Below are 20,551 nucleotides of genomic sequence, written 5' to 3' on the forward strand. Positions count from 1 at the left end.
ATAATTGATAAATGCTTTTTGCTTTTGATGCAAAGGTACATTCTTTTTGAAGAATCAAGAAATATTTCATTAATTATTAAATGTAATAATGTGTCAATTTGCCAATAAAATAATGCGCCAATCGGAAAAACGACCGAGACGGTAGCTATTCCATTGGCGCATTGATAGGTTATAAGATTGACCGTTGTCTAAAAATCGACTATCAGTCGTGCATTGAGTTGTCGGCCTGTCAGGTAATTCGGTACAGCATATTGCTGGTTGTCGATGTTGGTGATCCAGTAATACGAACTGACATTTTTTATATCGAACAGGTTAAATACGTCCACTCCGATCCAGATGTTTTTCAGGTGGCGGAAAAAGCCGCGGTCCATGATCGCATCGGTTCCTCCGGCCAGCTGGTAAGAGAAGCCGAGGTCGACACGTTTGTAGGCCGGTGTGCGGAAAGTACTCTTCACATCTTCGTATTTTGTGCGCGGTGCAATAAAAGGAAGTCCACCGGAGAGGACGCCTTTCAGATTGAGTTTTACACGCTTGTATCCGGGGAAATAATCCTGAAAGAATAATGATACGTTATATCCCTGGCTGTTGGGCATGGGAACGGTTACCATGTCGCGGATTGTTTGCTCTGCTTTCATAAACGAGAAACTGATCCATGAGTCGGTTCCGGGTACAAATTCACCGAAGAATTTAACATCGATACCCATTGCATGGCCTTTGGCACAGTTCTCTCCGTAGTACCGGATCTTTACGTTGTCGACGGTGTAAGGAATCAGGTCGTCCAGTTTCTTGTAATAGAGGTCGGCGCTGACTTTAAAGTTGCGGTCGGCTGCCCGGAACGTATAATCGCCACCGAGAATGAAATGGATGGAACGTTGCGATTTGATATCTTTGTTCAGTTTAATAATATCATTGCCTGCGGCATCCTGCACGGTAGTTCGTAATTCTTTATAGAACGGTGACTGGTAATAGATACCTGTCGCTGCACGGAAAGTCAGATTCTGATCGAAATTAGGGATAAAACCTAAAGAAACGCGCGGACTGAAAATGAATTCTTTGTTATAGCTCCAGTAGCTTCCGCGGATACCGCCGATAAGTGTGAACATACCTTGCTTGGTACGGAACTTGAAAACGTCCTGCAAATATCCCGATACCCGAGTAGTCGACAAATCATTGTCCGAATAAAGATTGGAGATCACGTTTACCCCGTTCCCCGTTTGAGGAAGTGAGTAGCCTGCCGAGTCGCGTTTTTCCCATTCGCTGATGCGGTCGTTTATTTTTTCCATCTGTACGGTAGCTCCCCATTTCAGCGTGTTGTTTTTGATCTTGCTGCTGCCGTAATGTCCCACATTCATGATGGTTGAACTTAAACGGTTGCGGGCATGCTCATGGTAGCGAGCTATTTCAAGGGCATTCTGGTTATTGTCGTTTTCTGTTGTAGCATCGCCCAGCCAGTATTCACCGGTGATGTCGTAGGTTTCTATTTCCTTGCTGGAGAAAGCGGATGCCTGAAGGCCTAGTTCTGTTTTCTCGTTCGGATTGTGTTTCAAGGTCAGTGCGCCGAAGATTGTCTGGAACTTATCCCGCTCGCGGCTGTTGGGGAAATAAACTTCAAACCGTTGGGCGTTTTCTACCGTACCGAAGTTTGTCTCCCGTTTATGCGGAGTGAATTTGAACGTGTTGGACGCCAGGTTCCCCAGAAAGTTTACTTCCCATTTCGGAGCTAACTGATAAGTCATGTATGATTGCAGATCGACGAAATCCGGTTGATATTCGGCGTCTGTATCCATTGTTTTTAGTAGCGAACGTCCTGTCTTATAACGAACACCGGTTATTTGTGTGAACTTGCCGATGGAACTGCCTACATAAGCGTTTGCCCCCAGTAAACTGGCGGAGGCCGATCCTTCAAATAACTTGGGTTTTTTATAGGTGATGTCAAGAACAGAACTCATTTTATCTCCGTACCGTGCTTCAAATCCTCCGGCTGCGAAGTTGACCGCTTCGGTCAGGTCGGGATTGATAAAGCTCAGACCTTCCTGCTGGCCGGAACGGATCAGTAACGGACGGAATACTTCCAGGCCGTTTACATATACTATGTTCTCATCGTAACTACCGCCGCGAACCGAATACTGGGAACTTAATTCGTTGCTGGATGAAACTCCGGCAAAAGTGACCACGAGGCTTTCAATGCTTCCGCCGGCAGGGTCGGGGAGGAGCTTGACACGGTCGGCATCCAGTGTTTGTAATGTTCCGGTTTGTTTGCGGATGGCTGTTGCCATTACTTCCCCAAGTTCAATACTGGTGTAGTTCATCTGTACATTCAGCCGCATGTCCTGTTGCAGGCTAGGTAGAATACGTTCTGCCTTGTTATATCCCAGGCAAGAAAAAATAACCGCTACGGAATCGCCCGGCGACGTGGTGATCGAATAGTAACCCTTTTCATTGGTCATTGCCCCGTTCAGCGTATTCTTTATCTGAACAAGCACAAGTTCAAGCGGACTACCGTCGGCATCCCGAACATATCCCGTGATTTTAACATGCTTTTGTCCAAAAGCGCTGATTGAAACTAATATAAATAGCAGTGCAGCTATCGCACGAATCTTCATAATTAATAATGTTATAGCTTTACTAACGCGAAAAATGAAGGAAGCGTATATTCAGCGTGTAAAAAATCTTTATCTTTGTCCTGTTCAGAAATATCTTCCTCACAGAATGAAGATGATTAATTAACAGCTACAAAATAAGATAAAAATGGAGAGTTTTGCAACACTGATAAAGAATAGAAGAAGCACGCGTAAGTTTACCGACCAGTTGCTTTCACCTGAACAAGTCGAAATGATTTTAAAGGCTGCATTGATGGCACCCGCTTCCAAGCGTAAAAATCCTTGGCAGTTCGTTGTGGTGGAAGATAAGGAAATGTTGAAAAAACTGGCTGGTTGTAAGCCGGCCGGAGCTTCGTTTCTTGAAAGTTGTGCACTGGCTGTTGTGGTAATGGCGAATGTAATGGATAGTGATGTCTGGGTAGAAGACGCCTCGATCGCTTCTATCTATATGCAACTTCAGGCGGAAGATCTGGGGCTGGGCAGCTGTTGGTGTCAGATACGTAACCGGCAGACGGAAGATGATGCGGATGCCAATGTGTATGTCCGTAACCTGCTGGATATTCCTTATCAGCTGGAGGTGCTCTCGATTATCGGTTTCGGTTATAAGGACCAGGAACGCAAACCGTTTGATGAAGCTCATTTGCATTGGGAAAAGATTCACCTGGGCACTTATAAAATGCCGGAAGAAAATAAGGAAGCATGAAAATAGTTTTTATCGGAGCCGGAAATCTGGCGACACGTTTATCGCTCGCCATGCAACGGGTCGGTATGCAGATTGGTCAGGTGTACAGCCATACAGAGGCGAGTGCCCGTCAGTTGGCAACACGACTGGGGTGTCCGTGGACGAATGATTTATCCGCTTTGCAGGAAGATGGCGATCTGTATGTCTTTTCATTGAAGGATACTGTTTTATCGGATGTAATATCGAAGGTCAAACCGAATAACGGTATGTGGGTCCATACGGCAGGAAGTATGCCGATGAGCGTATTTGAAGGATATGCCCAACGTTTCGGAGTTCTTTATCCTTTGCAGACATTCAGTAAGGGGAGGAATGTGAATTTTGATGTGATTCCCATTTTTCTGGAAGCAAACACGGATAAGAATGCGGATTATCTGAAGAATATAGCCAGCGCCCTTTCTGAGAATGTTCGTTTCATGTCTTCGGAAAAACGCCGGAGTTTGCATCTGGCGGCTGTCTTTGCCTGTAATTTTACCAATCATATTTATACATTATCTTATAAGTTACTGGAAAACGAATCCATTCCGGCAGATGTCCTTTTGCCGCTTATTGATGAGACAGTATCGAAAATACATTCCATGCCGCCGGCTGCGGCTCAGACCGGGCCGGCAATCCGGTATGATGAAAATGTGATCAATAAACACCTGGCTATGCTGGACGATCCGGATATGCAAGCGATCTACCGGCTTCTCAGCCAAAGTATACATAAAGAGGCCCAAAATGAGTAGTATCAATTATGACCTGACAAAGATAAAAGCATTTGTGTTTGACGTAGACGGCGTGCTGTCGTGTGATGTGGTATCACTTCATCCCAACGGCGATCCGATGCGTACAGTCAACATCAAAGACGGTTATGCCCTGCAACTGGCTGTAAAGAAAGGTTACCAGGTCGGGATTATTACCGGTGGCTATACGGAGGCTGTGCAAATCCGTTTTTCCCGCTTGGGTATCGAACATATATATATGCGGAGTGCCGTAAAGATACACGATTTCAATGATTTCCTGCAAAAGACGGGATTGACACCTGAAGAAGTCATGTATGCCGGAGACGATATCCCCGACTATGATGTGATGAAGCGGGTAGGCTTGCCGGTTGCTCCGGCGGATGCAGCCCCGGAAATCAAGCAAATAGCGAAATATATATCCTTATGCAAAGGGGGCGAGGGTGTTGCCCGTGATGTGATAGAACAAACAATGAAAGCACAAGGCCATTGGATGAGCGCAGAAGCGTTCGGATGGTAATAAACAATGAAGAATTATGCTAGCTAACCTACAACATTACCGAATCGTGCTGGGATCTAACTCACCCCGGCGAAAAGAATTATTGGCCGGACTTGACCTCGAATTCGAGGTTGAAGTAATTCCCGGCATCGACGAATCATATCCTGATGACTTGATGGCAGACGAGATACCTGCTTATATCGCCCGTAAAAAGGCAGAAGCGTATCTGGAAAAAATGACGGATAACGAATTGCTCATTACGGCTGACACAATCGTCGTCACTTATGGGCAACCGGATCGTATCCTGGGCAAACCGGCCGACCGTGAGGAAGCAATCGAGATGCTTTGCCACCTGTCGGACCATGTACATGAAGTCATCACCGGCGTTTGCCTGACAACAAAACAGAAAACGGTTTCTTTTTCTGTTTCTTCGGCAGTCGCCTTTTCCAAATTGGAAAAGGATGACATTATATATTATGTAGATAAATACCGTCCTTACGATAAAGCCGGCAGTTACGGGATACAGGAATGGATCGGTTATGTCGGGGTAGAAGCTATCAACGGCTCATTCTATAATGTAATGGGGTTGCCGGTGCAACGGCTGTATCAGGAATTGAAAAAGTTTTAAATAAAAAATTTACGACAATTCTTGCATAATATATTCGGAAACAGTACTTTTGCAGTCTGAAATTCCGCAGAGGGTAAACAAGTGGTATGGAATATGTATCCACCCCCGGGACATAACCTGTTTAAATATAAAAAGACAGATGTACGTAATCGTAGAAATTAACGGACAACAGTTCAAAGCTGAAGAAGGTAAGAAATTGTTCGTTCATCACATTCAGAACGCAGAAAGCGGTGCTGTTGTTGAGTTTGACAAAGTATTGTTGGTTGACAACAATGGTGATGTAAAAGTAGGTGTTCCTACAGTAGAAGGCGCAAAGGTAGTATGTGAAGTACTGTCTCCGCTGGTAAAAGGTGATAAAGTGCTGATCTTCCACAAGAAGAGAAGAAAAGGTTATCGTAAACTGAACGGTCACCGTCAGCAGTTCACTGAAGTGAGTATTAAAGAAATTGTTGCTTAACGTTTAAAGGAGAAAAGAAGAAATGGCACATAAGAAAGGTGTGGGTAGTTCTAAGAACGGCCGTGAATCACAAAGTAAAAGATTAGGTGTTAAGCTTTTTGGTGGTGAAGTTGCTAAAGCTGGTAACATTTTGGTTCGCCAGAGAGGTACAGTTCATCATCCGGGTGAAAACGTTGGTATCGGTAAAGATCATACGTTGTACGCTTTGAAAGATGGTGTTGTTACTTTCCGTAGAGGTAAAGAAAACCGTTCTTTCGTTTCTATTAAAGAGATTGTAGCAGAAGCATAATCGTTTTTGTTCAATAAAGAATAGGGAAAGCGGAATGTCTGAAAAGATGTTCCGCTTTTTGTATTTTGGAGATTTTGTTTTGAATACAGTAGTGAGATGGGAAAGGAAATCAAATATTTAGTAATGGCTATTTTGTTGATAGGTATGGCATTACTGTTGGGAGGAGGATACGGACTATACTCTATCCGGCAGGCTGAAAAGGAGTATGAATCGACGGTCGGTATTGTTAAGCGTGTGGATTATAAAAGGGTGCACAGGCACCGGAAAGTGCTGACCAAATGTGAGATATTGTTGAGATATGATACTCATCGGTATGGTGAGTTGAGTGTTTTGAAAGAACCTATTCTTCCTTTGTGGGGGAAGGGAGATGAAATCCGGATCCTTTATCATCCGGAACGGCCCCGGGAGGTCCGGTTTCCGGTTTGTGAGAAATGGCTGTGGAGTATTCTGCTTGTGGGCGGGGGCGTTTGTGTAGGTGGCGGATTGGCTTTGAGAAGTAAAATGATTTTTACTCATCCTTCTTACTGAATAGGATGGTGAAGGCACTTCCTTCTTTTTCTTGGCTTTGCACGTGCAGCTTTCCGTTATGCAGTTTGACGATTTCCCGGGAAATGCTCAGACCGATACCGTTGCCGTTTTTCTTGGTACTGAAAAATGGAATGAAAATCTTGTCGCGGATTGAGTCGGGGATGCCCCTGCCATTATCGGCAACGGTGATGTAAGGATGTCCTTCTGAGTCAAACCCTGAGAAAAGATGTATTTGCGGATTCTCTTTTTCACTTGTGGCATAGGTGGCATTGGTTATAAAATTGATGATAACCTGTTCTATCAAATCCCTGTCCATAAAGGCGGTGACTTCAGGAGCGTTTGTCTTTAGCGTGAAAGCGATCCCTTTTTGTTGAAGGGAAGGATTCATCAGGGAATGAACAGAACTCAGCAAATCATAGAGATTATATGATTTCATATCAGGTACTATCTTTTGGCTTAGATTACGATAGGTTTCGGCAAAGCGCAGTAGGCCTTCACTTCTCCGGTGAATTGTATCCATCGCCAGTTCCATATCTTCCAGATCCGTAGTAGACGGTTCGGATACATTTTCTTTCAATGTATGTATTTTTCTTCTGAGCGTATCTGAGAGGGATGAGACGGGAACGATAGAATTCATTATCTCATGGGTCATTACATTGAGTAATCCTTTCCAGGCACCCGATTCGACTTCTTCCATCGTTGCACTTACATTATGGAATGCAATCAGTTTGTAGGTTTTTCCTCCGGTTTGAAAGACGGAAGCGTTTGTCATTGTTTTGATGGTTTGCTTCCGGGCATGGATCGTTATCAGGGTACTTTTGTTTACCGGGATATCGAGCAGTTCATTGAAAAGGTTTTCGTTTTGCTTTTTCAGCCAGTTGATGTTCTTGATATGGGGAATGTTGAGCAGGGTAGTAAAAGAGTCATTCATCCATAGTGATTCATGGGTTTCCACATCATAGGCGAGGATACCTGTATCGACCAGTTCCAGCATCTCTTTCAGGTAATGCTGTTGCGCTTCTTTCTCGGCCGCCAGATTCAGAAAGGCATCCGCGATAGACTGGAACCGGGAGGATTTCCTTGAAAAATCTCTGTTAATGATGGACTCGGCAAATTCGTCGATATCCTGTTTTGTTTTCCTGCGTACATATATTATATATAGCAGAAGTATAACGATTAGGATGGATAGGGCGATCGTCATAGTCCGTGTTTTTCTAGCCGGCGGTATAAAGCTCCCCGGGTTAATCCCAGTTCTTTTGCCGCTTGCGATATGTTTCCGTTATGTTTTTGAATGACCTTTCGATGGCTGTCTTTTCCAGATCATCCAGATTATGTGTTGGTATCGGTTGGGCATTTTCTTCCTGTTGCTCTAAGGGAGAGAAGGTGATGTCTTCCGCTTTCAGCACATCGCTGTCGGCCATGATAACGCCTCTTTCTATGGTGTATTGCAGTTCGCGTACGTTGCCGGGGTAATGATACAGCATCAGTTTCTTTTTGGCTGAGTCGGCTAAACGGAACTTTTGTTTGAAATACTTTTTCTCATACATTTTCAGGAAATGTTCTGCCAGCAGGATAATATCTTCGCCCCGTTCACGTAAAGGCGGTACGGTTATCTCTACTGTATTGATTCGGTAAATCAAGTCTTTACGAAACTTTGCTTCGTTGGCTAATTCCCGTAATGGCAGGTTGGTTGCTGACAGCAGACGGATATCCACCGGCATTGGGGTGTTGGCACCGAGGCGGGTTACTTCACGGTTTTGCAGCACGGTTAGCAGTTTGGCCTGCTGTTGCAAAGTTATATTTCCAATTTCATCCAGAAAAAGTGTTCCTTTGTCTGCCGCCTCGATTAGACCGGTACGATCTTCACGTGCATCTGTAAATGCTCCCTTTTTATGTCCGAAAAGTTCGCTCTCGAAAAGGGTTTCCGTCAGGGAACCTACGTCTACTTTTACAAATGGCTGATTCCGGCGAAGGGATGACTGATAGATGTAGCGGGCAACGAGATCCTTTCCTGTTCCGTTTTCTCCCAGGATCAATATGTTAGCATCGGTAGGTGCTATCTTTTGTAATTTATGGAACAAAAGCTGCATGCTTTCCGAGTCTCCGATAATCTCTATATCAGTATTTCTTTTATTTGTTTTCTCATTACTGTCCGGAGTTGCCTGTTTCCGAAGTGTCTCCGACAGGATATTCAGCAGATGCTCGTTATGCCAGGGTTTGACGATAAAGTCGGCGGCCCCTTCTTTCAGGCTTTTGATGGCCAGGTCTATATCTGCATAGGCTGTAATCATAATGACTGACAGGGAAGGTTTCCGTTTTTTTATTTCCTTCAGCCAGAACAGACCTTCGTTGCCGGTGTTGATGGAGCTTCTGAAGTTCATATCCAACAAAATAATGTCTATGTCATTCTCTGTGACCAGCTTATGAATGTTGTCCGGGTTCGTTTCTGTCAGTATTGTTTTCACTTCCATCTTCAGCAAAAAACGTACGGAGGTTAGAACGTCTTTATCATCATCAACAATCAGTATATTTGCCTGGTGTAAGTTCATAATTACTCTTTTTAGTAGGTTGCAAATATATCAAGAATGAAGTGAATGCCCAAGTCGTTCCTGTTTTTTGTCCATTGGCATACATAAGGTGTCCGTTTATGGACACTATTCAAAGGCGGTCGTTTTGTTAATGGGTTAATATATTGGGGATTGCTGTTTTGGCATATCAATTGTTCCGGATTTATATGTAACATGCTAAATTATTCATAAGACTATGATTAGAATAAATGATTTGAGGAAAGTCTACAGGACGGAAGAGGTGGGGACAATTGCTTTGGATAATATGTCGCTTCATGTAAAGGAACATGAGTTTGTTGCCATTATGGGGCCGTCGGGATGTGGAAAGTCTACTTTACTGAATATACTGGGATTGCTTGATGATCCTGATTCGGGTTCCTATCTTTTTAATGGGGTTGAGATTATTGGATTAAATGAAGACAAACGTTGCGATTTGCGAAGGGAGAATATCGGTTTTGTTTTCCAGAATTTCAATCTGATAGAAGAGTTAACTGTATTTGAGAATATCGAATTGCCGTTGGAAAATTGCGGAATGAAAGCCTCCCTTCGCAAAATGAAAGTAGAGAAAGCCTTGAAAAGCGTCCTTCTCAATCACCGCCGTAACTATTTCCCGTCGCAGCTTTCGGGCGGACAACAGCAGCGTGTGGCGATTGCCCGGGCGGTTGTCAATGATCCGAAACTGATCCTTGCAGATGAACCAACCGGAAATCTGGATAGTCGTAACGGACTGGAAATAATGGATCTGCTGACTATGCTCAATGATGCCGGAACCACAATCGTTATGGTAACACACAGTGAACACGATGCCCGTTACAGCCACCGGATTATTCATATGCTGGATGGGAAACCTGTTTCGGAAAATTTCCTGAAAGAATTAGCTTATACCGCAAACTAAAAAACTTACACAATGAATATAAGAAGATCTCTCCGGATTATTTTCCGGAACAAAATATATAGTTTCTTGAATATCCTGGGACTGGCAATCGGAATTACTTCGGCTGCACTTATCTTTCTCTGGGTGGAAAGTAAAGTGAATTTCAACAAAGCAATCCCTAACTCCCGAAATATATATGTCAGTGCATCTCATTATTTTCCTGTCTCGAATGAATGTATAACAAGCTTCGAATCAAATTCTATGCTGTCAAAAGTTTTGGAGGATGAATTTCCGGAAGTGAAGAGTTGTAGCAGATATAATGCTCAGACAGTCGTTTTTGTCCCTGAAAATACAACAGACTCTTTTGAAGAAAAGGGAGCTTATGCCGATTCCACTCTCTTTAATCTGATCGGAATGAAGTTCATAAGTGGTGATGTCTCTTCCGCTTTCGAACCGCAATATTCCATTGTCCTCAGCCGGTCGATGGCTCGAAAGATATATAACGAAGAAGATCCGATAGGAAAGGGACTGATTCATGAAGGAGTTATATATCAAGTAACGGGAGTATTTGAGGATATGCCCGGTAATACTTCGTTCCAATTTGAATGGCTGATACCTTTTCGTGTCTTCGTAGAGGAAATGAAAAACGTTTTTGATGTAAACGAATGGGGAGCTTCCTGGCTGCAAACTTATGTCGAGTTGGAACCGGGAGTGGATCTGGGGCAGTTGAATGATAAACTGAAAGGACTCGCTTTTCGTAAAGCCGGGCCGGCTTGTGAGAGTATTCAGATATTCCTTTATCCTCTTAATAAAATGCTTTTATACGGTCAGTTTAAAGATGGGGTGGAAACTGGTGGCGGCTACATAAAGACTGTCTCCCTTTTCTTTCTGATCGGAGTGTTGATACTCTTGATTGCTTGTATCAATTTTATGAATCTATCGACTGCACGTTCCCAAAAACGGGCGTTGGAAGTCGGAGTACGGAAAACCTTCGGAACCAAACGAAAACACCTGATCCGGCAATTTCTGGTAGAATCGGGGTTGATAACATCGATAGCTCTTTTACTGTCGGTCGGATTGATCTGGCTGAGTCTTCCCTGGTTTAATGAATTTATAGGCGTTCAATTATCCTTTAGTCTGCTCGATCCGACGATTGTGACCGGACTGGTGGCGATCGGATTGTTTTGTACTTTTCTGGCCGGTAGCTATCCAGCGTTGTATCTGTCCTCTTTCAATCCGTTGACTACGTTGAAAATGCAGAAAGTGAGTAAAGGGGGAAGTGCCGCATGGATACGTCAGGGGTTGGTTATCTTTCAATTTACGATGGCATTTATCCTGATTTGTAGTACTTTCGTTATTTATCTTCAGATACAGCTGGTACAAAAACGGGATATCGGTATAAAAAAAGAAAATCTGGTAAGTTTTCCGGCCACCGAAGAATTGTGCAATGCGTCTTCGGCTGTGCGGAATGAACTGATCAATACCGGTGTAGTAGAAAATTGCGGGTTTTCAGCCAGTCCGATTCTGAAATCGAGTATGCGTACTAATCCCTGGTATTGGAATGGAAAAGATCCGGAAGATGATGCCTATATTTCTTTTAATTTTGTGTCGGAAGGTTTGATAGATGCTGCCGGGATAAAACTGCTTGACGGAACGGATATCGATCCGGCTAAGAAAAATAATAAGGGAGGGGCAGGAATCCTTATCAATGAGACTCTGGCAAAAAGAATGGGAAGGGAAGGCCGTGTAGGAGGACAAATCGGCCAGTCGCCTGATCACAAATGGGAGATAGTTGGTATTATGAAAGATTTCGTGTTCGATGATTTTTATACACTAGAGCCGGCGTCTGCTTTGTTTTTCTATGATCCTCAAAGAACGTATATATTGTTTGTTCGTCTGAAACCGGATATCGATACGTATGAAGCGATAGGGCGGGTACAGACGGTATTGCGTTCTTTTACACCATATCATGCGTTTGAGCCGACCTTTATGACCGACCGTTTCGATGATATGTTTGAGGATGAACATCTGGTAGAAAAGTTGTCTGCCTTATTTGCCATGCTGGCAATTTTTATCTCCTGTTTGGGGTTACTGGGATTAAGTGCCTTTTCTGCCGAACAGCGAACAAAGGAAATCGGTGTCCGCAAAGTATTGGGGGCTAAAATAATAGATATACTATTTTTGTTGGGAAAAGCGTATATGGTACTTTTACTTATTTCTTTTGTAATAGGTATTCCTGTATCTTTATATGCCGCTAACCACTACCTGAAGGATTATGCCTACCGGATTACACTCGGTTGGGATATTTTTGCAGGAGTGGCCTTGCTGATAACCCTGATTGCTTTGCTGACGGTTAGTTTCCAATCGTTAAGAGCGGCTCTCAACAATCCGGTGAAGTCTATAAAGACGGAGTAATTTGTATCCAAGAGAAAGTAAGTACAGACTTTGGATATAGTCTCTATTGTTTATTTGCCTATGTTTTTACATTTAAAAATTATGCTTATAGCTGATAATCAATAAATAGTGGTGGTCAGTAGTTGAAATAATCTTTCAACTACAGAAAGCAAATATTCGAAACATTTTATATATCTGTTTGGTTAAATTATTAAACAAACTATCTTTCATTTTACAGAACTAATGCATAATCGGTATGAATATAAAAACAGATTATTTTGCTTTGTTTGCACGCATAGCTATTGCTATGAGTTTTTTGTCTGCGGTGGCTGATCGTTTCGGATGGTGGACTCCTGTATTGGGAAGTGAAAATATAGTTTGGGGTAATATGGGTAACTTTATTGCGTATACCGGAGTTTTAGTTCCGTGGGCATCGAAACAAGTTTTACCGGTATTGGCTTGGTTGGTCACTATTGCAGAAGTTGTTTTCGGAGTGTTGCTGATTATCGGTTACCAGAAACGTATAGTAGCTCTTCTCAGTGGTTTTCTATTATTGACGTTTGCGTTTTCAATGATGTTCTTCTCGAGTTTGAAAGCACCATTGGATTATAGTGTATTTACGGCATCCGCATGTTCGTTCTTGCTCTATAAGAATAGTAAATAGGTTGCTATTATCATAAAACTTAAGTATTTGAATACAAATACAATTGTATTTAGAAACAAAAACAGTTGTATTTGTAACTAAAAACAATTGTATTTTATCGGCTATCATCCCGAGAATGTTCAATTGGAACTTTTTGGAGGAAAGAGTAATCCTTCGAACAAGGATAAGGGACAAAGATTGTTTTGCGGATGCATAGCCAGTAAAGATATTGGCATCTACAATACCTGTCCGCATAAATGTGAGTATTGTTATGCAAACTCTTCAAAAATGATAGCGGAAGCTAATTATAACCGACACAAACAGAATCCTTACTTTGAATCGATCGTTGGAATGTGATGGTGTTTGTGGTTATACCCTTAATAAAGTTGTAGTATTGTATAGTTTTTAGGGTTATAACCCTAAAAACTTTTGGAAAATCTATTATCTTTGTGGTTATATCCCTAAAAACTATTCACATGATAAGTAGAGATTCATATAGAGAACAAATAGAGCCATTCATAAATAAACCTTTTGTTAAGGTTATGACCGGTATCCGGCGAAGCGGCAAATCTGTTATTCTGCGTTTGTTGAAGGATGAACTGCTGCGACGCGGAGTACTTGAAGACCATATTATTTATATGAATTTTGAAAGTTTTGAATGGATAGATATACAAGATTCAAAGATATTGTATAGTTATATCCGTTCCCGTATTGAGGATAAGGATACCTATTATATCTTATTGGATGAGATACAGGTTGTTGCGGAGTGGGAGAAAGCCGTTAATTCCTTTTTGGTTGATTTTAACTCTGATGTCTATGTTACGGGTTCCAATTCAAATATGTTGTCTTCGGAGCTTGCAACTTATCTTACCGGCCGTTATGTGAGTTTTCATATCATGACACTCTCTTTTAAAGAATATCTTCGTTTTCATGATATTGTTTTAGGAGGGCATGATGTGAATATGAAAGAGGAATTTATTAAATATCTTCGTTCCGGTGGTTTTCCGGCTATTCATACGGCTGATTATACATATGACGCTATTTATAGAATAGTATACGATATCTATTCTTCTGTGATTCTGCGTGATACAGTTCAAAGGAATAATATCCGAAATATTGAGCTGCTGGAACGCATTGTGAAATTTGCATTTGATAATATTGGTAATAAACTGAATGCGAAGAATATAGCAGATTATTTCAAAAGTCAGCATCGTAAGGTGGATTTAAATACGGTCTATAATTATTTGAATGCATTGGAAAGTGCATTTATTATTCAGCGTGTACCTCGTTATGATGTAAAAGGGAAAGATGTTTTACAAACGAATGAAAAATATTTTGTCAGTGATTTGTCGTTGATTTATGCAGTGATGGGATATAAAGACCGGATGATTGCTGGTCTGTTGGAAAATCTGGTTTATCTGGAATTAAGGCGTAGGGGATACGATGTTTATGTGGGTAAGCAAGATGATAAAGAAGTTGATTTTGTGGCCATTCTTCGTGATGAGAAAATATATGTACAGGTTACTTATCAGCTATCATCTTCTACTACCATTGAACGGGAGTTTGCTCCGTTACTGTCTATCAGTGACCATTATCCCAAATATGTGGTAAGTATGGATGACTTTTTCCGGGAAAATATAGAGGGGGTGAAACATTGTTATATAGCTGACTTCCTGTTGAGTGAAAAACTTTAATATACATTTTTAATGCATAATCTATGACGCGCAAGAATTTCATTATATCATATCTTTGGCTGTATCTGTTTGTACTGGTCCTGACATCCTGCGGCAGTAAGAAACGTGTGGCGCTTCCGGCTGATTTTAAAGGGCCGAAAGAATTGTCACGTTTATATGGTGTGCGTATTACGCCGGATGATAATATCTTTCTTTATAATGAAGGGGCGAAATGGCTGGGGACACCTCACCGAATGGGAGGAAGTACCAAGCGGGGCGTGGATTGTTCCGGGTTTGTGGCGATTGTGTTTCGCGAGGTTTATGGAAAACAGTTGGCACGTTCGTCGGCAGATATGCTGAAATATAATTGTAAGAAAGTCAGCCGTGGCAAATTGCAGGAAGGCGATTTGGTGTTTTTTAAGACAGGAGGAGGCAAGAAAAAGACGCCTAACCATGTAGGAATTTATCTGAAGAACGGGAAGTTTATCCACACCAGTACTTCCAGGGGAGTAATGGTCAGCAGCTTGAGCGAACCTTATTATACCCGGAGCTGGATAACGGGAGGACGGGTGAAGTGAGATATTTTTGTAAACATCTGAGCGGAAGTTGCTTTTTTATGTATCTTTGCATTTCAAAATAAATAAACATAGAGCAAGTATGTTGACGCTTAAAATGATTACGGAAGAAACAGACCGCGTGATTCGTGGTTTGGAGAAGAAACACTTTAAGGGTGCAAAAGAAAGCATCGCTAAGGTGATTGAACTGAACGATAAAAGACGTAGTACACAGAATCAATTAGATACAAACCTGGCAGAGGTTAACTCGCTGTCGAAAGCAATCGGTGGCCTGATGAAAGAAGGCAAAAAAGAAGAAGCCGAAGCTGCTAAAAAGCGTGTTGCCGAAATCAAGGAACTGAGCAAGGGTATTCAGGCTGAAATGGATCAGGCTGCGGAAGAGATGCAGAACCTGCTTTATACAATTCCGAATGTGCCTTACGATGAAGTGCCCGAAGGCGTTGCTGCTGAAGATAATGTGGTAGAAAAAATGGGCGGTATGGAAACAGAACTGCCGAAGGATGCACTGCCTCATTGGGAATTGGCTAAAAAATATGATTTGATTGACTTTGACCTGGGTGTGAAGATTACAGGTGCCGGTTTTCCGGTTTATAAAGGACAGGGCGCTCAGTTGCAGCGTGCTTTGATAAACTTCTTCCTGGATGAGGCACGCAAATCCGGTTATATGGAAATCATGCCGCCGACCGTGGTAAATGCCGCTTCCGGCTTCGGTACCGGTCAGCTTCCGGATAAGGAAGGACAGATGTACCATTGCGAAGTGGACGACCTTTATCTGATACCGACTGCCGAAGTGCCGGTAACCAATATCTACCGTGATGTGATTATCGATGAGAAACAGTTGCCTATCAAGAACTGTGCCTATACACAATGTTTCCGTCGCGAAGCCGGTTCTTATGGTAAAGATGTACGTGGTTTGAACCGTCTGCATGAGTTCTCTAAAGTGGAACTGGTTCGTATCGACAAACCGGAACATTCTAAGCAGTCTCATCAGGAAATGCTGGACCACGTGGAAGGTCTGCTCCAGAAGCTGGAACTTCCGTACCGTATCCTGCGTCTGTGTGGTGGCGACATGAGTTTCACTGCCGCTCTTTGCTTCGACTTCGAAGTATATTCGGAAGCTCAGAAACGTTGGTTGGAAGTAAGTTCTGTTTCCAATTTCGATAATTATCAGGCTAACCGTCTGAAATGCCGTTATCGTGATGAGAACAAAAAGACACAACTGTGCCATACGCTGAACGGCAGTGCTTTGGCTTTGCCGCGTATCGTTGCTGCATTGCTTGAAAACAATCAGACACCTGAAGGTATCCGCATTCCGAAAGCGTTGATTCCTTATACAGGTTTCGATATGATTAAATAATTATCTTAGTTTATCTACGGACAATAAATAGAAAAACGGGACAGAAAGTAGCGAGGTTTACTTCTGTCCCGTTTTTGCTTTAAATCTAAAATAAGAATGAATAAGATTAAACAAATTATCCTGTTCGGCATAGCTGTCCTGATGTGCAGCTGCCAGAGTAAACCGATGGAACTGTCGGCTGAGGCGGTATCGGTTCCGTTAGGCGGAAACACTTATGTGACTGCCGGAAAAGAGAGTGCGAAGGTTTCGACCGATGGTATTAAATCGTGGACGGGGACGGATGCCGTCCTGTCGGCGTGGTTTAAAACCAGCCAGCCCGGTGATTTGAATCTTTTCCTGAAAGGGAAAGCGGCAGACGGACCGTCGACTGTAAAGGTTACTTTCGGAGGAAAAAGCTTTACTGTAAAAGTGACTGAAGCAGAGGAAACGGTTATTCCGGTAGGGAAGGTATCCGTTACGGAACCGGGGTATATCCGTGTGGATTTGCAGGGAGAAAAGAAAGAAGGCGCTCAGTTTGCCAATATCTCCGAACTGCTGATAGACGGGCCGGCTGCGCAGGAACCTCTTTATTTTGTGCGTAACTTTGAACCTTACTGGGGAATGCGCGGACCTTCCGTACATATGAAATATACATTGCCGGAAGAATCGGTCGAATATTTCTACAATGAAATAACGGTTCCGGAGGGAGAAGATAAGATTGGCAGTTACTTTATGACGAATGGTTTCGGTGAAGGTTATTGCGGTATCCAGGCGAATAGCGATACGGAACGCCGTGTCTTGTTTTCCGTATGGAGCCCATTTGAAACGGACGACCCGAAAGCGATACCGGAAGACCACCGCATCAAGCTGCTGGCGCAGGGAAAAGATGTACATATCGGAGAGTTCGGTAACGAAGGATCGGGGGGACAGAGTTATCTGAAATACCCCTGGAAAGCCGGACAAACTTATCGTGTCATTACCCGTGTTCATCCGGACGGTAAAGGGAATACGGCCTATTATGCCTGGTTCTTTGCTCCTGAAGAGGGCGAGTGGCGGTTGATAGCTGGTTTTTTGCGGCCGCAGACAAACGTATGGTACACCGGAGCACATTCTTTCCTTGAAAACTTTATGCCCGGCCAAGGTTATCTGGAACGCAGCGTGCATTTTGGAAACCAATGGGCCCGTACGGCTAAAGGAGAGTGGAAAGAGCTTATCGAAGGCATGTTCACTTATGATGCCACTGCTCGTGCCGGTGTCCGCCAGGATTATGCCGGTGGGGTGGAAGATAATATGTTCTTCCTCCGTAACGGCGGTTTCTTCAATGATAATACAGAGTTCAAATCTGTTTTTACACGTCAGCCGAACGGAACTGCTCCGGATGTTGACGTAACGACATTACCCCTGAAATAGAGGCTTATTTGTCAAGAAAAAAAGCATAGGACCTTTGAAATCAAAATAAGGGACTTTTGTAAGCAAAGCATATATGTTTTAAACGCAAAACATATATGCTTTTTTTATGGGGGATATATCCTTTGGGAAAGAACCGGAATGTTTAGATGAACAGGTTTACGTTTGCATCTTCCGCCCGTTCAAGATAAGTGGCTACTCCGCCAAGCGTGACATTGTCCATCAGTTCCTCTTTTTTGACACCCATCACATCCATACTCATGGTGCAGGCTATCATTTCGACACCGTTCTCTGCGGCTTGTGCGATGAGGCTTTCCAGGCTGTCGATATGCTTTTTCTTCATAATGAGGCGCATCATCCAGCTTCCGGCACCACCCATATTCATTTTCGACAGTTTCAGTTTACCGCTGTGGGCGGGAAGCATCCAGCCGAACATTTTGCCGAATATATCTTTTGAAACAGACGGTTTCTGCCGTTTCTTGATGACATTCAGTCCCCAGAAAGTGAAGAACATGGTTACTTTCTTGCCGGTCGAGGCGGCTCCGTTGGCAATAACGAAGGAGGCAAGGGCCTTATCCAGGTCGTCACTGAATACAATCAACGTCTTGTTGTCCGCACCGTTCACCATTTTACAGGAACTTTTAGGTTCGCCTTTTTCGATTGTGGCATGGATGACTCCTGATTTATTCTCAACTCCGACCAGCTGCGCTCCGGTCATATTGCACCAGGCGGCTACATCTTTCCCGAATCCCTGGTCGGTGGCGGTTATCAGAAGACGGTCGCCTGTATTTATTTTAGCATAATGTTTTTTCAGCTGCATGACAGGACCGGGGCATTGAAGACCGCAGGCATCAATCCGGATGGTCTGTTGTGAGGGAGAAGAAGACGCGGCGGCAGTAGACGCTTTTGGTGTCTTCGCTGTTTGGGAATTACCTTCTGTTTGTTTGGAAGCTATTCCAGCTGTTGCTACACTCCATGTTTTGAATCCTCCCGACAGGTTCTTTACATTTTTATAACCATGCTGAACCAAAATGCGGTAAGCCAGATATCCGCGCAATCCGATGGCACAAGTCACTACGATTGGTCTGTCGGTTGGCAGTTCCGGCAGGCGGCTACGCAGTTCGTCGACCGGGATATTGATAGCTCCCGGTATGGAACCCAGGTTATATTCGTCGGCAGTGCGTACATCGACCAACAGGGTATTGCTACCCAACTGTGCTATGTCGCGCCAGTTAATGGTTTCGACCTTTTTGGTAAGGATATTCTCTGCAACATAACCAGCCATGTTGACGGGGTCTTTGGCTGACGAATAAGGAGGTGCGTAGGCCTGTTCCAGTTCGGTCAGGTCGTAGACTGTTCCTTTGCGTTGTATTACCTGGGCAAGCATTTCGATTCGTTTGTCTACTCCGTCGAATCCGACAATCTGGGCACCGTATAACTGTCCGTTGTCCGGTGAGAATACTATTTTTATAGACATCGGAACGGCTCCCGGATAATAACCGGCATGAGAAGCCGAGTGGGTGTATGATGACTGATAGGGGATGCCTTCCCGTTTCAGTAACTTGGCATTGGCACCGGCGGCAGCGACCGTAATATCAAACACTTTGGCAATAGAAGTGCCTATCGTACCTTTATAAGTTTCGCGATTGCCGAATACGATATTATCGGCTACGATACGTCCCTGTTTGTTCGCCGGACCAGCTAGCGGGATTAAAGCCGGTTTGCCTGTTACCGGATTGAGCACTTCGACAGCATCTCCCAGGGCATAAATGTCCGGGTCGGAGGTCTGCATATAATCGTTTACGGCAATTCCTCCCAGGGTTCCGATGGCCAGTCCGGCTTCTTTGGCCAGCTTTGTTTCAGGGCGTACACCAATACTGAGGATAACCAGGTCTGTCGGAATCTGTTTGCCGCTCTTCAGGTGGACGATGATACCTCCGTCTGTCTCTTCAAAACGTAATACGCCGTCTTCCAGACGCAGGTCTACCTTTTTTTCAATCAGTTGCTGATGTACGATAGCGGCCATTGAATAATCGAGCGGAGCCATTACCTGGTTAGCCATCTCGACAACGGCGATATCAAGACCCTGGTCGTGCAGGTTTTCGGCCATTTCGAGTCCGATGAATCCGCCGCCTACAACTACTGCATGGCGGGGATGCTCCCGGTCTATATACTTTTTGATCGTATCGGTATCGGGTACGTTGCGTAGGGTGAATATCTTTTTGCTGTCGATACCTTCGATGCCGGGACGCAAAGGTTCGGCTCCCGGAGAGAGTACCAGTTTGTCATAGCTTTCGGTATAAGACTGTCCGGTGCGGAGATTCTTCACTTCAACGTTTTTTTCTTTGGGATGGATAACGGTTACTTCCTGCTCGGTTCGTATATCAATATTGAAACGGGCGGTAAAACCTTCGGCAGTTTGTACGAACAGTTTATCACGCTCTGCAATGACGCCACCGATATAATAAGGTAGTCCGCAATTGGCGTATGATACATATTTGCCCCGTTCAAACAGGATAATGTCTGCATTTTCGTCCATTCTTCTCAGACGTGCGGCGGCTGTTGCTCCACCGGCTACTCCTCCGATTACTAAATATTTCATCTTACTTTTTTATTATTG

General features: G+C 43.6%; 19 protein-coding genes and 1 pseudogene. 15 read left to right on the plus strand and 5 right to left on the minus strand.

Features of this window, described 5'->3' with window-relative positions; all coding sequences use genetic code 11:
* Positions 1–188 precede the first annotated feature (188 nt).
* A complete protein-coding gene (locus tag NBH15_RS08495; protein WP_250822454.1) occupies positions 189–2,603 on the minus strand; it encodes a TonB-dependent receptor in 2,415 nt (804 codons plus the stop codon).
* A gap of 145 nt (positions 2,604–2,748) precedes the next feature.
* Here NBH15_RS08495 and NBH15_RS08500 point away from each other — a divergent pair, with 145 nt between their 5' ends.
* From NBH15_RS08500 to NBH15_RS08530, 7 genes are all read left to right on the plus strand, one after another.
* Positions 2,749–3,303 carry a nitroreductase family protein gene (locus NBH15_RS08500; protein ID WP_250822455.1) on the plus strand — a complete coding sequence of 185 codons (555 nt, stop codon included), beginning with the start codon at positions 2,749–2,751 and terminating at the stop codon, positions 3,301–3,303.
* Positions 3,300–4,067, plus strand: a complete 768-nt coding sequence (locus NBH15_RS08505) for a Rossmann-like and DUF2520 domain-containing protein (RefSeq protein WP_010800117.1) — start codon at positions 3,300–3,302, stop codon at positions 4,065–4,067. The genes NBH15_RS08500 and NBH15_RS08505 overlap by 4 nt, the downstream gene beginning before the upstream one ends.
* On the plus strand, positions 4,060–4,581 hold the full coding sequence (locus tag NBH15_RS08510; protein WP_007657803.1) for a KdsC family phosphatase: 522 nt from the start codon (positions 4,060–4,062) through the stop codon (positions 4,579–4,581). Before NBH15_RS08505 ends, NBH15_RS08510 begins: the two co-directional genes overlap by 8 nt.
* A 16-nt stretch (positions 4,582–4,597) precedes the next feature.
* Entirely contained in the window at positions 4,598–5,188 is a 591-nt protein-coding gene (locus NBH15_RS08515) for a Maf-like protein (protein ID WP_250822456.1), read from the plus strand.
* A gap of 139 nt (positions 5,189–5,327) precedes the next feature.
* On the plus strand, positions 5,328–5,645 hold the full coding sequence (rplU, locus tag NBH15_RS08520) for a 50S ribosomal protein L21 (protein WP_128133771.1): 318 nt from the start codon (positions 5,328–5,330) through the stop codon (positions 5,643–5,645).
* 22 nt (positions 5,646–5,667) lie between these two features.
* A complete protein-coding gene (rpmA, locus tag NBH15_RS08525) occupies positions 5,668–5,934 on the plus strand; it encodes a 50S ribosomal protein L27 (protein WP_128133770.1) in 267 nt (88 codons plus the stop codon).
* A 96-nt stretch (positions 5,935–6,030) separates the two neighbouring features.
* Positions 6,031–6,462, plus strand: coding sequence for a DUF3592 domain-containing protein (locus NBH15_RS08530; RefSeq protein WP_250822457.1), 432 nt, complete (start codon positions 6,031–6,033; stop codon positions 6,460–6,462).
* Here the strand turns inward: NBH15_RS08530 and NBH15_RS08535 are convergent.
* The 3 genes from NBH15_RS08535 to NBH15_RS08545 are packed head-to-tail and all read right to left on the minus strand — an operon-like array spanning position 6,443 to position 9,011.
* Complete coding sequence (locus NBH15_RS08535) at positions 6,443–7,663, minus strand: sensor histidine kinase (RefSeq protein WP_250822458.1); 1,221 nt, start codon at positions 7,661–7,663, stop codon at positions 6,443–6,445. The two genes, NBH15_RS08530 and NBH15_RS08535, sit on opposite strands and share 20 nt — an antisense overlap.
* Positions 7,660–7,734, minus strand: coding sequence for a helix-turn-helix domain-containing protein (locus tag NBH15_RS08540; RefSeq protein ID WP_250822477.1), 75 nt, complete (start codon positions 7,732–7,734; stop codon positions 7,660–7,662). Before NBH15_RS08540 ends, NBH15_RS08535 begins: the two co-directional genes overlap by 4 nt.
* On the minus strand, positions 7,704–9,011 hold the full coding sequence (locus NBH15_RS08545) for a sigma-54-dependent transcriptional regulator (protein WP_250822459.1): 1,308 nt from the start codon (positions 9,009–9,011) through the stop codon (positions 7,704–7,706). The genes NBH15_RS08540 and NBH15_RS08545 overlap by 31 nt, the downstream gene beginning before the upstream one ends.
* Before the next feature lie 214 nt (positions 9,012–9,225).
* Here NBH15_RS08545 and NBH15_RS08550 point away from each other — a divergent pair, with 214 nt between their 5' ends.
* The 8 genes and pseudogenes from NBH15_RS08550 to NBH15_RS08585 all read left to right on the plus strand — a co-directional run bounded on the left by NBH15_RS08550 (position 9,226) and on the right by NBH15_RS08585 (position 17,934).
* On the plus strand, positions 9,226–9,924 hold the full coding sequence (locus tag NBH15_RS08550) for an ABC transporter ATP-binding protein (RefSeq protein WP_250822460.1): 699 nt from the start codon (positions 9,226–9,228) through the stop codon (positions 9,922–9,924).
* A 12-nt stretch (positions 9,925–9,936) separates the two neighbouring features.
* Entirely contained in the window at positions 9,937–12,318 is a 2,382-nt protein-coding gene (locus tag NBH15_RS08555) for an ABC transporter permease (protein ID WP_250822461.1), read from the plus strand.
* Positions 12,319–12,553: 235 nt separating this feature from the next.
* The gene (locus NBH15_RS08560) at positions 12,554–12,961 is read left to right on the plus strand and encodes a DoxX family membrane protein (RefSeq protein WP_128134626.1); all 408 of its coding nucleotides are present in this window, start codon (positions 12,554–12,556) and stop codon (positions 12,959–12,961) included.
* Between the two features lie 135 nt (positions 12,962–13,096).
* Positions 13,097–13,297, plus strand: a pseudogene (locus NBH15_RS08565) (DUF1848 family protein); the annotation flags it as partial.
* Positions 13,298–13,416: 119 nt separating this feature from the next.
* The gene (locus NBH15_RS08570) at positions 13,417–14,634 is read left to right on the plus strand and encodes an ATP-binding protein (protein ID WP_250822462.1); all 1,218 of its coding nucleotides are present in this window, start codon (positions 13,417–13,419) and stop codon (positions 14,632–14,634) included.
* Between the two features lie 23 nt (positions 14,635–14,657).
* The gene (locus NBH15_RS08575) at positions 14,658–15,191 is read left to right on the plus strand and encodes a C40 family peptidase (protein WP_128134629.1); all 534 of its coding nucleotides are present in this window, start codon (positions 14,658–14,660) and stop codon (positions 15,189–15,191) included.
* A 79-nt stretch (positions 15,192–15,270) separates the two neighbouring features.
* Positions 15,271–16,545, plus strand: coding sequence for a serine--tRNA ligase (gene serS, locus NBH15_RS08580; protein ID WP_007657816.1), 1,275 nt, complete (start codon positions 15,271–15,273; stop codon positions 16,543–16,545).
* A 96-nt stretch (positions 16,546–16,641) separates the two neighbouring features.
* The gene (locus tag NBH15_RS08585) at positions 16,642–17,934 is read left to right on the plus strand and encodes a DUF3472 domain-containing protein (RefSeq protein ID WP_250822463.1); all 1,293 of its coding nucleotides are present in this window, start codon (positions 16,642–16,644) and stop codon (positions 17,932–17,934) included.
* Positions 17,935–18,076: 142 nt separating this feature from the next.
* Here the strand turns inward: NBH15_RS08585 and NBH15_RS08590 are convergent, their stop codons facing one another.
* On the minus strand, positions 18,077–20,533 hold the full coding sequence (locus NBH15_RS08590; RefSeq protein ID WP_250822464.1) for a CoA-disulfide reductase: 2,457 nt from the start codon (positions 20,531–20,533) through the stop codon (positions 18,077–18,079).
* Positions 20,534–20,551 lie beyond the last annotated feature (18 nt).

The sequence above is a fragment of the Parabacteroides caeci genome (assembly GCF_023656795.1).
In the GTDB taxonomy this organism is placed as follows: domain Bacteria; phylum Bacteroidota; class Bacteroidia; order Bacteroidales; family Tannerellaceae; genus Parabacteroides; species Parabacteroides segnis.